This is a genomic window from Shewanella glacialimarina, from assembly GCF_020511155.1.
GTDB lineage: Bacteria > Pseudomonadota > Gammaproteobacteria > Enterobacterales > Shewanellaceae > Shewanella > Shewanella glacialimarina.
On sequence record NZ_CP041216.1, the window covers coordinates 2471288 to 2487312 of the forward strand.

9 protein-coding genes are annotated in these 16025 nt (G+C 40.8%); 4 read left to right on the top strand and 5 right to left on the bottom strand.

The window, feature by feature from the left end; genetic code table 11:
- Window positions 1-236 precede the first annotated feature (236 nt).
- Window positions 237-737: a leucine-responsive transcriptional regulator Lrp gene (gene lrp, locus FJ709_RS10700; protein WP_226410050.1), complete on the bottom strand. Its 501-nt coding sequence runs from the start codon at window positions 735-737 to the stop codon at window positions 237-239.
- Window positions 738-919: 182 nt separating this feature from the next.
- On the opposite strand from lrp, the gene ald reads away from it, so the two are divergent.
- A complete protein-coding gene (gene ald, locus FJ709_RS10705) occupies window positions 920-2038 on the top strand; it encodes an alanine dehydrogenase (RefSeq protein ID WP_226410051.1) in 1119 nt (372 codons plus the stop codon).
- Between the two features lie 199 nt (window positions 2039-2237).
- Here the strand turns inward: ald and FJ709_RS10710 are convergent, their stop codons facing one another.
- From FJ709_RS10710 to FJ709_RS10725, 4 genes are all read right to left on the bottom strand, one after another.
- Complete coding sequence (locus FJ709_RS10710; protein WP_226410052.1) at window positions 2238-4472, bottom strand: sensor domain-containing phosphodiesterase; 2235 nt, start codon at window positions 4470-4472, stop codon at window positions 2238-2240.
- 144 nt (window positions 4473-4616) lie between these two features.
- Complete coding sequence (locus FJ709_RS10715) at window positions 4617-5831, bottom strand: RsmB/NOP family class I SAM-dependent RNA methyltransferase (protein ID WP_226410053.1); 1215 nt, start codon at window positions 5829-5831, stop codon at window positions 4617-4619.
- Between the two features lie 145 nt (window positions 5832-5976).
- Window positions 5977-7245, bottom strand: a complete 1269-nt coding sequence (locus tag FJ709_RS10720) for a sugar MFS transporter (protein ID WP_226410054.1) — start codon at window positions 7243-7245, stop codon at window positions 5977-5979.
- 107 nt (window positions 7246-7352) lie between these two features.
- A complete protein-coding gene (locus tag FJ709_RS10725; RefSeq protein ID WP_226410055.1) occupies window positions 7353-8978 on the bottom strand; it encodes an alpha-glucosidase in 1626 nt (541 codons plus the stop codon).
- A 500-nt stretch (window positions 8979-9478) separates the two neighbouring features.
- Between FJ709_RS10725 and FJ709_RS10730 the strand changes: the two genes are divergently transcribed.
- The 3 genes from FJ709_RS10730 to FJ709_RS10740 all read left to right on the top strand — a co-directional run bounded on the left by FJ709_RS10730 (window position 9479) and on the right by FJ709_RS10740 (window position 16003).
- Window positions 9479-12202, top strand: a complete 2724-nt coding sequence (locus FJ709_RS10730; protein ID WP_226410056.1) for a TonB-dependent receptor — start codon at window positions 9479-9481, stop codon at window positions 12200-12202.
- A gap of 81 nt (window positions 12203-12283) precedes the next feature.
- Window positions 12284-13783, top strand: a complete 1500-nt coding sequence (locus FJ709_RS10735; protein WP_226410057.1) for a tryptophan halogenase family protein — start codon at window positions 12284-12286, stop codon at window positions 13781-13783.
- 261 nt (window positions 13784-14044) lie between these two features.
- Window positions 14045-16003 carry a glycoside hydrolase family 13 protein gene (locus FJ709_RS10740; RefSeq protein WP_226410058.1) on the top strand — a complete coding sequence of 653 codons (1959 nt, stop codon included), beginning with the start codon at window positions 14045-14047 and terminating at the stop codon, window positions 16001-16003.
- The last annotated feature ends 22 nt before the right edge of the window (window positions 16004-16025 follow it).

Here is a 16025-nt window from a genome sequence, read left to right on the forward strand (position 1 = left end):
GAGAGATTAATATTACAGAATATAACAGAATTAGTCTGTGTTATCAGTGATTATGCACTGAGTACGACATAAGCTCAATTGAATGTGAATAGGATTTAATCGCTTGAATTAAGGAATGATTAAGAATGGATAATTAATAAACAGAATTAGCCAGTTCGACGACTAATTCTGTTACTGTTTCTTTTTCTGACTCACTAATGTAGTACGTCATCTTAACGTGAAATCAATAATAACGATTAATCCACCAATAAATTTAGGGCAACTTTATTGGTTTGCTTAACTTCTTCCATCACCACGTATGTACGTGTATCAGAAACTGAAGGTAGTTTAAGCAGAGTTTCGCCCAATAAACGACGATAAGCAGACATATCGGGTACCCGCGTTTTAAGCAAATAGTCAAAGTCGCCGGAGACTAAATGACACTCTTGAATATCATCGAGTAGTTGAACCGCTCGATTAAAACGATCAAAAATATCGGGTGTATCACGATTTAAGGTGATTTCAACAAATACCAATAAAGATGCACCCAAATAGTGTGGATTAACTAATGCCGTGTACCCATTTATATATCCTTGTTTTTCAAGACGTTTAACCCTTTCTAAACAAGGTGTTGGGCTAAGACCAACACGTTTAGACAGTTCGACATTTGAAATACGACCATCCACTTGGAGTTCATTCAAAATGTTTCTATCAATCCGGTCCAAATCTTTTATTGAATAGTTTTTATTGTTAGCCATATTTTAAACTCTAATTTAACACTTAAACGACATTTGTATCTTTTTATTATCAAACTTCAGCAGGATAAACTACTTAAGCAGTACTATACTAGAGTTCTCTGAAACAAGCACGTTCAGGGTAAATAATTAATAATAAAATTACTCGTCTATCCTACGAGTACAATTCTAATCGAGGCTCAAAAATGATTATTGGTGTTCCAACAGAAATCAAAAACCACGAATACCGTGTTGGCATGGTTCCTTCAAGTGTTCGTGAATTGACTATCAAAGGTCATGATGTTTTTGTTCAATCTGATGCTGGTGTTGGTATTGGCTTTACCGATCAAGATTATATCGACGCAGGTGCTGTTATTTCAGCAACGGCTGCTGAAATTTTTGCTAAAGCTGACATGATCGTAAAAGTAAAAGAGCCACAAGCGATTGAGCGTGCCATGTTACGCCACGACCAAATTCTATTTACTTATTTACACCTTGCACCAGATCTAGCACAAACTGAAGATCTCGTTAAAAGTGGCGCTGTATGTATTGCTTACGAAACCGTTACAGATGACCGTGGTGGCTTGCCACTACTTGCACCTATGTCTGAAGTTGCTGGTCGTATGTCTATACAAGCTGGTGCCCGTGCACTAGAGAAGTCACTTGGTGGCCGTGGCATGTTACTTGGTGGTGTACCAGGTGTTGAGCCAGCGAAAGTTGTGATTATTGGCGGCGGTATGGTCGGCACTAATGCTGCACAAATGGCTGTTGGCATGGGTGCTGATGTGGTTGTTCTTGACCGCAGCATTGATGCTCTTCGTCGCTTAAATGTTCAATTTGGCTCAGCAGTCAAAGCGATTTACTCTACAGCAGATGCTATTGAGCGCCATGTACTTGAAGCTGACTTAGTGATTGGCGGTGTATTAGTTCCTGGTGCTGCGGCGCCTAAACTTATCACCAAAGACATGGTTAAACGTATGAAGCCTGGCAGTGCCATTGTTGACGTTGCTATTGACCAAGGTGGCTGTGTAGAAACTTCTCATGCAACCACTCACCAAGACCCAACTTATATCGTTGATGATGTAGTTCATTACTGTGTCGCTAACATGCCTGGTGCGGTTGCACGTACGTCAACTTTTGCATTAAATAATGCCACTTTACCTTATATCATTAAGTTAGCGAATCAAGGGTATAAGCAAGCATTATTAAATGACAAAAACTTCCTAAATGGTTTGAATGTCATGCATGGAAAGATAGTGTGTAAAGAAGTGGCTGAAGCACTCTCACTTACATTTACTGATCCTAAAAGTTTACTGTCTTTATAAACTAACTTAAGTATCTGGTTTTGAAAATACCGCTATTTATAGCGGTATTTTTTTAACTAAAAAAGTACAACGCCAATTAGCTCAAATCAGTGAGAGAATTGCTCTGCATATGATAAAAGCAACAAGACAGACGCCCGTTAAATATAGGCTTAATCAGGTCGGAGAGATAATAGATACTTATCAATAAAAATTAATAAGATTATATCAATTTTAAAAAGGCATTTTTAGACATAGGCTTATGGAAAAAATAGCCCTGAACAGCAGGAATATTCAATTGATTGACAAAATCTAACTGGCTCTGAGTTTCAACCCCTTCGGCAACAACAGTCAGATCAAGTGCCTTACTCATGCTCACAATAGCCTCGACCAAAGCATTATGCCGAGAGTCTGTCTCAAGCTGTTGGATAAAAGACTTATCTATTTTTATTTGATCGACGGGGAAATTAACTAAATATGACAATGATGAATAACCGGTACCAAAGTCATCTATGGAAATTTGTATGCCTCTTTTACGTAATAGCGACAAAACCTCGCACACTTCAGATTGCTGTTTCATCATAAGTGATTCAGTAATTTCTAGGGTAATCATGTCATAAGGAAATACATCAATACTTAGTGTTTCAAGGACTGTATCAAAAAACTGTAAAAAGCGCTTTTGAAGGTCTCCTGACCAAAACTCTAAGGTGGAGACATTAATCGATATTGGAATGGCCAAATTGCGCTTTTTCAATTCTACAGCGGTAATTACAGCTTGAGTTTTAACCCACTCACCTATTTCAACAATCAAACCGGATTGTTCGGCAATGGGAATAAACTCCGCAGGGGAAATGTATTTCCCTTCATGACACCAGCGTAATAATGCCTCTGCTTTAATGATTTTTCCACTTATAGGCTCAACAATCGGTTGATAATATAATTCGAACTCATTTTGGCTAATGGCTTTTTTCAAATGAAAATGCAGTTGGGCGGTGCGCTCTGCTTCTAATTGTATGTCCTGATTAAAAAACTGATGACAATTACGGCCACTGGCTTTGGCATTGTACATAGCTTGACTGGCACAATTTAGCATGAGTTCTGCACTTGTGGCGTCATTGGGAAATGTGGCAAATCCACTGCTGATATTCAAGCTCAAAAGCTCGTTACTAATAGCAATTTCTTTACCTATTACGGCTTTAACTTGTTCAGCAAACACAGATAACTTTTCACTGCTTTGATTCCCAGGTAGTACAATCGCAAACTCATCGGCTGCGATTCGACAAGGTAAGCTGTTTTCAGGAATGACCTCAAGTAGTCGTTTGCCAACTCTACATAAGACTTCGTCACCATTATCAGAACCTAAAGAGTCATTAATTTGTTTAAAATGATCCAAATCTAGAATCATCAAACTGAATTGTGACTGCCCATGGACAGCTTGACTTTGGTTGATTAACGCTTCTATTTTTTTAAATAGATACTTTCGATTTGCTAATCCGGTAAGTTGGTCATAATGGTTTTGAAAATCAATTAATTTTTCAGCTGTTTTTCTCGCTGAAATATCAGTAATCATCCAAGCATAACAATTTTGCTGAGTTAACGAATCACGGATAACAGTAACAATCAATTCAATATCAATAATATCGTCAGCGGTTTTCAACCCTTTTAACTCTCCAAGCCAAGCATGGCCGCGGTTAATGTGGGCGAGTAGCTCACTAACAAGTGCTTGATCTGAATGTTGTAAATAAGCCTTAATGTCAAAGGTTTTAAGTTTACTGTTATAAAGTAAAGTCGATTTAATAAAGCTTGGATTAGCAGACAATACAGCATCTTGATCATTGGTAATGACCAATGCGATAGGTAAACTTTCAAAAATCTTACTGTTCAAACGCTGTAAGTGCAGGCCACGACTACGTTCAATGGCTAAACTGGCTAATCTTGCCGCCTCTTGAATTAAATTTAAATCTTGTGCAGTAGGTGCTTTTATCGTGTCATAATACATAGCGAATGTACCTAACACATTATTCTCACTATCAAAGATAGGTTCAGACCAGCAAGCCTTCAACCCCACTTTGAGGGGTATAGATTTGTAATCAGCCCAATTAGGATCGGTTTCTATATTTTCGACAATGACTCTTTGTTGTAAATATGCAGCAGTACCACATGAACCAACATTAGGGCCAATAGCCACACCATTAATGGCATCATTATATTCACTTGGAAGATTAGGAGCAGCGCTGGACAACAGTCTTTTTCCATCATCACTGAGCAATAATACCGATGCACGGGTACCTATTTTCTGAGCTTCAATCAACAACACCAAAGAATGTAAAATCTCCCTCAATGAAACGCCTTCAAGCACCATATTCAAAATAGTGCTATAGCGTTCAATACTGGACTTGTATTGTGCGGTTAATAATAACTCGGACACAAGGTTGGTATCTGGTTGACCTAAATCCATGCAACTCCAAACAGACAATAATTACAAGTTAAAACACTCAACATAAGTACCCTATCAAGGGTATGCATTATATTAAATATGATCAACATTTGTTTCGAAATTATTATTTTTTAGTAAAAAATTATTTTGCATTTACACCTAACACTATTCTGAATCTCGGCTCATTCTGGCGATATAAAAACCATCAAAACCATGCTCGGAAACCAAAATAGATTCATCATCAATTAAACTAAAATGAGGATTATCTGCTAAAAAACGATCAACTTGATTGCGGTTTTCATCCGGCATAATTGAGCATGTCGCATAAACCAACATACCACCGACTTTGACCATACGACTGTAGCTATCAATGATTTGTTTTTGCAGCTCAATTAATATCGGTAAACGTTCCGCTGTATCACGCCATTTTGAATCAGGATTACGCTTTAGTACCCCTAAACCCGAACAAGGTACGTCAAGTAATACTCGGTCTGCGGTCAGCTTTAAACGTTTAATGGTTTTAGAGCTAGCTATAATGCGGGTTTCAACATTATGGGCACCCGCTCTTTTAGCACGGGTTTTAAGATTATCAAGCTTCCACTGCTCAATATCCATCGCTAATAAGCGCCCTTTACCTTGCATTTGTGCTGCTATATGTAATGTTTTACCGCCTGCACCTGCACATGCGTCTACTACACGCATCCCAGGTTTAGCATCCACAGCCGCGGCAACTAATTGCGAGCCAGCGTCCTGTTGCTCAAATAACCCTTTTTGAAAGCAATCTGTTCTAAATAATGCAGAATTGGATGTCACTTCAAGGGCGCTATCGACAGACTCAACTATTTGAGTATCAACACCTTCTTTGACTAGCTTTTCCATCAGGGTTTCACGATCGCACTTCAAGCTATTAACGCGAATATAACGCTTAGGGGCTTGCATTAATGCCGCACGTTCAGCAGGCCATTTTTCGCCTAACTGCGCATCACCTAATATATCTAACCATTCTGGGCAACCATCCCATAATGTCGGTATCGCTTTAGCCGCTTCAATGTTTGCTCTCAATGTGGCTTCATCAACTTGCAATGAATATTGCATTTTGGGTAAAGCTAAATCATGGAAAAGATGCCAACCGTTAAGCAATTTAGACCCTAAACGTTCAAATTCATCCTGTTCAATATCAACAATAAAACAATACAGATTTAAACGACGTAAAATATCACCGGCAACCACAGTAATACGCGCCTGCTCAGCAGGCTCCAGCTGTAAACCAGAGAAGTTATGTGAATAGGCACGATCTAATGGCTTGCCCTGGTTTAGTACCATGGTTAACACATTTAACACCAGCTCAGAAGAACTGCCAGATAAGGAATAAGTCAGCATAACACTCTCAATTTAGACACAATGGAAAAACAGAAACACAATTGCGCCGATCATAGGTATTTACGCCACTGATAGCAATAAAAAAGCGACCTAAATGGTCGCTTTGCATAGTCATGTGGCTTTTACCCAACGAATATAACCTAAATTACATTTTTGAGCCTTTGGCCCCGTAAAACAAAATAAAGCCGTAACAAATTACCGGTAAGATAAACGCCGGTTGTAAGCCCATGCTGTCAGCCATCACACCTTGTAATAAAGGAATAATTGCGCCGCCAACAATAGCCAAACATAAAATGCCTGAGCCCTGTGAAGTATGTGGGCCTAAATCACGTAGCGCTAAACTGAAAATAGTAGGAAACATAATAGAGTTAAATAAGCCAACCGCTAGAATGGCCCACATGGCAATCATGCCATTAGTATTCATAGCCACTAACACTAAAGCGGCTGCCATTAATGAATTAAATGCTAGCACGGTTCCTGCTGGAATTTTTTGCATAACAGCAGAGCCAATAAAGCGCCCAACCATTGCTCCGCCCCAGTAATAAGCAATATAGTTAGCCGCATCCGCTTCTTTCAATCCTGCAATGTTTTCTTCGCCCAAGAAGCTGACTAAAAAGCTGCCGATTGACACTTCAGCACCCACATAAACAAAAATACCCACTGCACCTAAGACAAGGTGCAACGACTGAACTGCACTGGTTTTGCCATTATGACTAATATTACCAGCGGCATCAGCAGGTTCATTGTGTTCAACAATTTTAGGTAAGGTCACTTTGGCAAAAATAGCCGCAAGTAACGCCAACATACCGGCTAAAATCAGATAAGGTAATTTCACCACTTCCGCTTCGGCCTGAGCATGGCTTAAGTCACCGGTTGCACCTGAAGCAACAGATAAAATTAATACCGCACCAAAAAATGGCGCTACAGTTGTACCGAGTGCATTGAATGCTTGGGTGAGATTTAATCGGCTTGATGCAGTTTCAGCGCTGCCGAGTGCATTGACATATGGGTTGGCGGCAACTTGTAAAATGGTAATACCGGAAGCAAGTACAAATAAAGCCCCTAAAAATAGACCATAAACGGCTAAGGCAGCAGCCGGATAAAACAATAAACAGCCAACACTGGCAATGACTAATCCCGTCACAATACCTTTTTGATAACCCAGTTTCTTAACCAACATACCAGCAGGCAGTGATACTAGAAAATAGGCACCAAAGAAGCAAAATTGAATTAACATCGCTTCGGCATAGCTCAGTGAAAATACCGATTTAAGGTGCGGAATAAGAATATCGTTCAAACAAGTGATAAAACCCCACATAAAAAACAATGAAGTTAATGAAACAAGTGCAAAACGGTAGTTACCCTCACCACCCGATGCAGAAGTATTCGTCGCAGCTGATATTGTTGAAGCCATAATTAAGATCTCTTATCTATTGTTGTTATTGTGGCACTTAAAGCCTTTTAAGTGCTGTTAAAAACTAAAATGCCACTAATCAAGAGGTTGGCGGCGTGGTGTTGTCTTTACGATAAATCAGCAAAGAAGCTGGCAAACGGTGGCAGGTTAACTTGCTTAGCTTCATCTACCACTCCAGACAATAAGCCATGTCCAAGGTGGACATAGCTTAAAGCCAATTCACCTAAGTCGAAATGAGCTGCTTCAGCGGTTAAATTAAATAACACCAGCATTGTTTTATCATCAATTTGTCGTTTAAAACCTAAGACTGCCGGCAATGTATCAATAAACTCAATATCCCCTTCTATTAATACAGTTTGCTTTTTTCGCCACGCTAAAAAATGACGGTAACTGTTCAATACTGAATATGGATCCATTTCCTGCACATCAACAGCTTGGTTGGCATGCTCCGCAGGAATAGGTAACCAAGGTTGCCCTTGAGAAAATCCAGCCTGAATTGCAGTTTTACTCCAAGGCATCGGCGTTCTGCAACCATCGCGGCCTTTAAACATCGGCCAAAATGCAATGCCAAATGGGTCTTGAAGCTGTTCAAACTCAATTGGCGCTTCGGTTAAACCTAATTCTTCACCTTGATAACTGCAAATACTGCCGCGCAGGGAAAACAGCATACCATTGAGCATTTTAACTAAATCAGTATTGCTCTCGCCTTTACCCCAGCGAGACGCCACACGCTGAACATCATGATTACCTATGGCCCAACACGGCCATCCATCACCAATGCTGGCTTCTAACTCTTCAACAGTTTGACGAATGTAGGCTGCACTAAAATCATCGGTTAACAGTTCAAAGCTATAAGCCATATGCAAACGATCATCACCCTGGGTGTATTCAGCCATAGTCACTAATGAATCTTCAGAAGATACCTCCCCTAAAGTCACCGCACCTGGGTAGCGATTAATTAATCCCCGTAACTCTTCGATAAAGCCAACGGTTTGCGGGCGAGTATTATTATAGTAGTGATATTGATAAGCGTATGGATTGTCTTCACTAAAACCACGCCCCTGGCGCTGATCTTTTGGTTTAGCTGGGTTGTCTCGCAACTGTTCATCGTGATAACAAAAGGTAATCGCATCTAAGCGAAAACCATCAACTCCTTTTTTAAGCCAAAACTCAACATTGTCTAACACAGCTTGACGTAAGTCGTCACAATGAAAGTTCAAGTCAGGCTGACTTTTTAAGAAGTTATGTAAATAATATTGCTGACGACGGGGCTCCCATTCCCAAGCACAACCACCAAAAATAGCTAACCAGTTATTCGGTGCGCTGCCGTCATCTTTAGGATCGGACCAGGCATACCAGTCTGCTTTGGGGTTAGTTCTGCTTTGGCGACTTTCCTCAAACCATGCATGTTGATCAGAAGTATGGCTGAGTACCTGATCAATAATAATCTTGATGTTTAACCTATGGGCTTTATTAATCAATTCGTCAAAGTCGGCCATAGTGCCAAACATGGGGTCGATATCGCGATAGTCACTAATATCATAACCAAAGTCTTTCATCGGTGATTTAAAAAACGGTGAAATCCAAATTGCATCGACATTTAGACTAGCAATGTAGTCAAGTTTAGCAATGATACCCTGTAAATCACCCACGCCGTCATCGTTTGAATCCATCAAACTCCGTGGATAAACTTGGTAAATTACTCCGCCGCGCCACCAGGTTACTTGACCCATAACATTCCCTCTAAATGATGTTTAACACCGACCCACTATTCCAATAGTGTTAAACACATGTTGCGACGTTATAACACGTCATCATTATATTGTTGTTGCCTTGAGGATACGTGAATAGGGAAATGAGGTTCAATAGACCTGCATACGTATGCATAAAAATACTTTGAAAACAATCTGTTCGATAATTGAATTATCCATAATATATACATAGACTTAAGCAACACAAACAACATCGAAACCAGGTTAATTAAATGTAAATAGACCACAAGTTTCTCACTGCAAAGCTTTTGAATACGTATGCATAATATTGTCGGCCAAACAATCCTAGGAGTAGTATCGTCACTATTGTGCAACAACTTGGTCATAACTTCAGCACTTACAGCAGTCAATTAAGTATGCTGATACAAAAACACAATAAAGACTGTAACCAAAATCAAAAAGATTGCTAATACTTGAACTCGATATATCAAGGTTAAGCCGTCGCAAAAGGGGAACGATGAATGTTGCTATTTAAACCAAGCCTACTCACATTAGCGTTAGTTGCTGCAGGAGCAAGCATCAGTGCTTATGCTGCTGACGATGTGAATGCCGCAGCTACTGCAGATGAAAATATCGAAGTGGTTAAAGTCACTGGTATTCGCCGCAGTTTACAAGAATCACAATCACTAAAAATGTCATCTTCTTCTATCGTAGAAGCTATTTCTGCTGAAGACATTGGTAAATTACCAGATGTTTCAATCGCTGAGTCACTAGCGCGTTTACCTGGTGTATCTGCACAGCGTCTTGATGGTCGTGCTAACGTTATCTCTATTCGGGGCATGGGCCCAGATTTCACCACGGCAACCTTAAACGGACGCGAACAAGCCTCTGTGAATGACAACCGTGGTGTTGAATTTGACCAATACCCATCAGAACTATTAAACCGAGTTGTTGTTTATAAAACACCTGATGCATCTGTTATGGCACAAGCCATCGGCGGCACTGTGGATATGCAAACAATTAGTCCACTAGCACACGGTGAGCAAACATTTGCTATCGGTATGCGCGGCGAAATGAATGACCTTGGCGCGCTTAATAGTGGCTCAGAAGACAAAGGTTACCGCGGCAGTATCTCTTATATCGACCAATTTGCTGATGATACTATCGGTATTGCTTTAGGCTATGCGCGTATGCAATCGCCTAACCAGGAAGAGCGCTGGCAAGCATGGGGTTACCCAGAAAATGCCGCTGGTGATAGCGTATTAGGCGGTGCTAAGCCATTCGTACGTTCAAGTGAACTTGAACGTGATGGTGTGCTAGCCGTTTTTGAATATGCACCAAATGACTTTTTTCATTCTGTTGTAGATGTTTACTACTCTAAATTTACCGATGACCAACGTTTACGCGGTATTGAAATCCCTGCAGCTTGGGGCGCTAACGGCGGTGTTGAAGCCACTAAAACAGAAGACGGTTTAGTCACTGAAGGCGTTATTCGTGGCGCTGAAGTGGTAGTACGTAACGATGTAAACAAGCGTGATGCTGAATCATTGTCAATTGGCTGGAATAACAAATTCCAAGTTAATAACAATTGGTCTGTTGAAGCTGACATTGGTTTGTCTAAAGCTGACCGTACCGACATTGGTATGGAAAGTTACAGTGGTACAGGCCGTGGCACTGGCGTTGGCGCAGTAGACGACTTAGGTTTTGTGAACAATGGCAATGGCGGTTATGAATTTAACCACAGCCTAAATTATGCTGATCCTAGCGTAATTAGACTGGGCGATTCACTTGGTTGGGGTAGCCCTCTGGGTGCTAATACTCAAGATGGTTTTATTAACAAACCAGAAATTGAAGATGAATTACAGTCTTTCCGTCTAAGTGCTGAGTATGTTCTTGATGGCGGCGCTTTGCGCAGCATCGAATTTGGTGTGAACTACACTGAGCGTGACAAAACAAAATTAGACAAAGGTTACTACTTAACCCTTAAAGGTTATGACGGTACTGATCCTAATTATATGATGACAGTGCCAGATCAATACTTATTGTCACCAACATCACTTGGCTTCTTTGGTATGGGTGATGTACTCAGCTATGACTCATTAGCCTTCTATAATGACGGTAACTATACTGAAACTGACGTAGCAAATGTTGATTTATCACGTGCGACCAACTCTTGGGCTGTAAGTGAAGAAATTACCACTGCATACGTGATGGGTAATTTAGAAACTGAATTATTTGATATCCCAGTGACCGGTAACCTAGGTTTACAAGCGGTACAGTCTAAGCAAAGTTCTGACGGTACTGTGGCAACTGTTGCTGATGGCGAAGTCACCATGACGCCACGCACTGCGGGCGATGATTATGTTGAATGGCTACCGAGTATCAACTTAGGTTTTGAAGTTGCTGATAGTCAGATGATCCGTTTTGCTGCTGCGCGTACATTAACTCGCTCTCGCATGGATCAAATGAATGCTAACGTTAACTTTAGCTACAATGAAAATCCAAATGACGGTATTAACTGGTCTGGTGGTGCAGGTAACCCTGAACTACGTCCATGGTTAGCCCGCCAGTTTGATATAAGTTACGAGAACTACTTTAGTGATCAAGGTTACTTTGCAGTAGCAGCATTCTACAAAGACTTAGAAAACTTCGTATACAATCAGCAAGCTGTATTTGATTTCAGTACAATTTTACCGCAAAACCCAGGCGACAACCCACTAGGCGTTGTATCGCAACCACAAAATGGTGACGGCGGTTATGTACAAGGTATCGAAGCTACATTCTCTTTAGATTTCGGCTTATTTGCTGATTCACTAACGGGTTTTGGTACAGTGCTTAGCGGTGCTTACAACGACTCTGAAGTAAAAGAAACCGCTGAAAGTGATCCAACGGCACTGCCTGGTTTATCTGAAAAAACATTCAGCGCAACGGTTTACTATGAAAACTCAGGCTTTGAAGCCCGTGTTAGCTCACGTTACCGCAGCGACTTCTTAGGTGAAGTCACGGCTATCAGTTTGACTCGTCAAAATGTTAACGTTAAAGCTGAAACCGTGGTTGATGCGCAAGTGGGTTATGACTTTACTGAAAGTGGAATTGATGCCTTATACGGCCTATCTGTCGTACTTCAGGTGAACAACTTAACCAACGAGCCATTCACTTCATACACTGGTGATGATGCCCGTCATGTACGTGACTATCAAAACTACGGTCGCAATTTCATGTTAGGTGCGAACTACAAGTTCTAATCTAGCGGCGACAAAAAAGCCTCTGTAACCTGTTACAGGGGCTTTTTTACTTTATAGGTAATATCACATAAGGCGATTACTATGAATAACAACAAAATCAACAACATTGTAATTGTAGGCGGCGGTACATCGGGTTGGATGACAGCGGCCATGCTCACTCGGCTTTTTAAGTCACAGCTCAACATCACCTTAATTGAATCAGAGGACATTGGCACCATAGGCGTTGGTGAAGCGACCATTCCTCCGCTGCAAATTTTTAATAGTGTGCTGGGCATTAAAGAAACTGATTTTATTAAACACACCCAAGCCACCTTTAAATTAGGTATTGAATTTGAAAACTGGGGCAAGCAACAACAAAGTTATATGCATGCCTTTGGCGACATAGGTAAAGACATTGGCTTTACTCAATTTCATCATTACTGGCTAAAATCAAACCCGTTAGACAATAGCGACTTTTGGCAATACTCACTAAATTATCAGGCAGCTAAGGCAAATAAATTTACCGTCATGGACAAGGTTGCAGGCTCACCACTTGCCGGTATTACCCATGCCTATCATTTCGATGCCGGACTTTATGCCTCATTTCTGCGCCAATACAGCGAAAACCTCAACGTTAAACGGATTGAAGGATTAATTACCTCAACTCAATTGACCCCAAACGGTAATATTGAATCAGTCACATTAGAGGGTAATCAGTGTATTCGCGGCGATTTTTTTATCGATTGTTCTGGTTTTGCCGCACTGCTTATTGAAAAACAATTGCACGTTGGCTTTGAAAATTGGCAGCATTGGCTCCCCTGCGACAGTGCTTATGCGGTGCAATGTGAACGCACAGCAACAATCACCCCTTATACCCGCTCAATTGCCCATGATGCAGGCTGGCAATGGTGTATCCCATTACAAACCCGTACCGGTAATGGCTTGGTTTATTGCAGTAAATTTATCTCCGATGACGATGCCAAAGCACTGCTATTGAACAATCTTGATGGTAAACCATTAACCGAACCCAGAAAGATTAACTTTAAAACCGGCCGACGTGAAAAACAGTGGCACAAAAACTGTGTCGCGATTGGGTTATCAAGTGGATTTTTAGAGCCGCTGGAATCCACCAGCCTGCATTTGGTTCAATCTGCCATTATTAGGTTAACAAAGCTATTTCCCCACAATGGCGTTCAACAAACCAACATTGATGAGTTTAACCGCCAGTCACAGACGGAATTTGAGCAAATTCGTGATTTCATCATTTTGCATTACCATCTAAATCAACGTGCAAATAAGCGCGGTGAAGAGGCTGATTTATGGCAACAATGTCGTGAAATGGCCATCCCTGAATCACTGCAACGCAAAATAGATTTATTTGCAGCAACAGGTATCGTGACCCGCCATCAAGATGAGTTATTTACCGAAGCTGCTTGGGTTCAAGTGATGCTAGGTCAAGGTATTATGCCTAAAGACTTCAACCCACTGGCCAATAGTATTCAAGACCATGACTTGCAAGAGTTTCTGACTAATGTCAAAACCATCATAGGTCGAACTGTTGATGCAATGCCTGAACATGAGCATTTTATTAACAAGCTGTAAATAATGAGCAAAAAATTGTTGATTACAAAAATAACTAACCTCAACTCGAGTTAAGAGATGGGCTCAATAAGCTGAATTCAACAGATTTAGCTTATTTTTTAGCAAACTTGCTATTTGTTTTGAAAACAAGGCGCATTAACACGTCAATAGCTGGCCTATTGCACGTTAATGAAACGCAGTTAGCAAGGCAAAGGGCTGTTTGGTAAGCGTTTATTATCCCGAGCTGAGGTTAACTAAAGACTAAATTTAATAAGGTACCCCATGGAATTAACTCGACACCAGCAGGCTTATTCTCTTATCACTGGCTTATTATTCAGTGCCACTGTGTTGTTCAGCGCTCATACTTTTGCAGACATCAGTCCAATAAAAATTGAATCGTTCAAAGTGGAGCCCGAGTCCTGGTGGGCTGGCATGCACAATAGCCAATTACAACTATTAGTGTATGGCAAAAACATAAGCCAATTTGACGTAAAGCTTATTCACGCCATCGATATAAATTTAGTCGATGTTAATGCCTCACAAAGCCAACATCACTTATTTATCAACTTAGATTTGGCCAATGCACCGCCACAAACCTTAACGATTGGACTTTATGATAATAATACGCTCATACAAAGCATTGAATACCCTATTTTAGTGCGAGAGAAAGAGTCTAAAAACCGTCAAGGTTTTAGCAATAAAGATGTAATTTACCTCATTACACCCGACCGTTTTGTTAACGGCAATTCGGAAAATGATAACCACCCTGACATGCTTGAACAGACTAATCGAGCCGATAAAGATGGTCGCCATGGTGGTGACATTATGGGTATTCGTAAAGCACTGCCCTACTTGAAAGACTTAGGCGTCACCCAGCTTTGGATCAACCCACTACTTGAAAATAATCAACCGCAGTATTCTTATCATGGCTATTCGGCCACCAACTTTTACAATATTGATCCACGCTTTGGCAGTAATGAAGAATATAAATCCTTAGTAGAAGAAGCCAACATTTTTGGCATTGGCATCATTAAAGATGTGGTGGTTAATCATATGGGTTCTGGCCATCAATGGATGAAGCCTAATGGCCTAGGTTTTCCCACCTCAAGCTGGATTAACGGCCAAGCTAAATGGCAGCAAGATGCTAAAAATATCACTTATACCAGCCACAGACGCACCACAGTACAAGACCCTTATACAGTAGCATTAGACACCTCAGAGTTTGAAAACGGCTGGTTTACCGACACTATGCCAGATCTGGATCAGCGCGATCCCTATTTAGCTACCTATTTAATTCAAAACAGTATTTGGTGGGTGGAATATGCAGGCCTTAGCGGTATTCGTGAAGACACCTACTCCTACGCCGACAAAGCTTTTTTGGCAAAGTGGTCTAAAGCGGTAATGGATGAATATCCTAACTTTAATATCGTCGGTGAAGAATGGACCGCCAACCCCATCACGGTCAGTTATTGGCAAGCAGGCAAAAACAATAAAGACGGTTATCAGTCATATTCACCAAGCATGATGGATTTCCCTTTGTATGAAAAAATCATTTCAAGTTTAAACGAAAAAGAAGATTGGGGGACTGGGTTAATAAACTTATATGAAATGCTCGCCAATGATGTGGTTTATGCCAACCCAACAAAGTTGGTGTTATTTGAGGGTAATCATGACACTAATCGTTTATACAGCTTGTTAAATGAAGACATGGCGTTATACAAAATGGCCATGGCATACGTGCTAACCAGTAACCGTATTCCACAAATTTTTTATGGTACTGAAGTGGCGATGACCAGCCCCACAAAAGACCGCAATGATGGCGCAGTTCGGGCTGATTTTCCAGGTGGTTGGAATGGCGATAATCGCAGCGTGTTAGAAAATACCAATCTCACCGCCACTCAAGTTGATGCACTTAACTTTACGCGAACATTGCTCAATTATCGTAAGCAGTCTGAAGCGATTACGGTAGGTAAACTCACTCATTATGCGCCCCAAGAGGGCGTTTATGTGCAATTTAGGCAAGCCGAAGATGAAACGTTAATGATCATTTATAACAAAAATGAGCAAGTGGTTGAATTAGAGTTAGCTCGATTTCAGTCAAGTATTACCGGTAATGAACCGAGTGCAGAACCTATCATCGTCAAAGATATTCTGACATCACAATCGTATTCATTAGAACAAAGCCTTAAATTAACGCAAAAAGGCGTCACCATTCTGCTACTTTCCAGTAGACAACATTAATCGTGACTGACACATGCCAGCA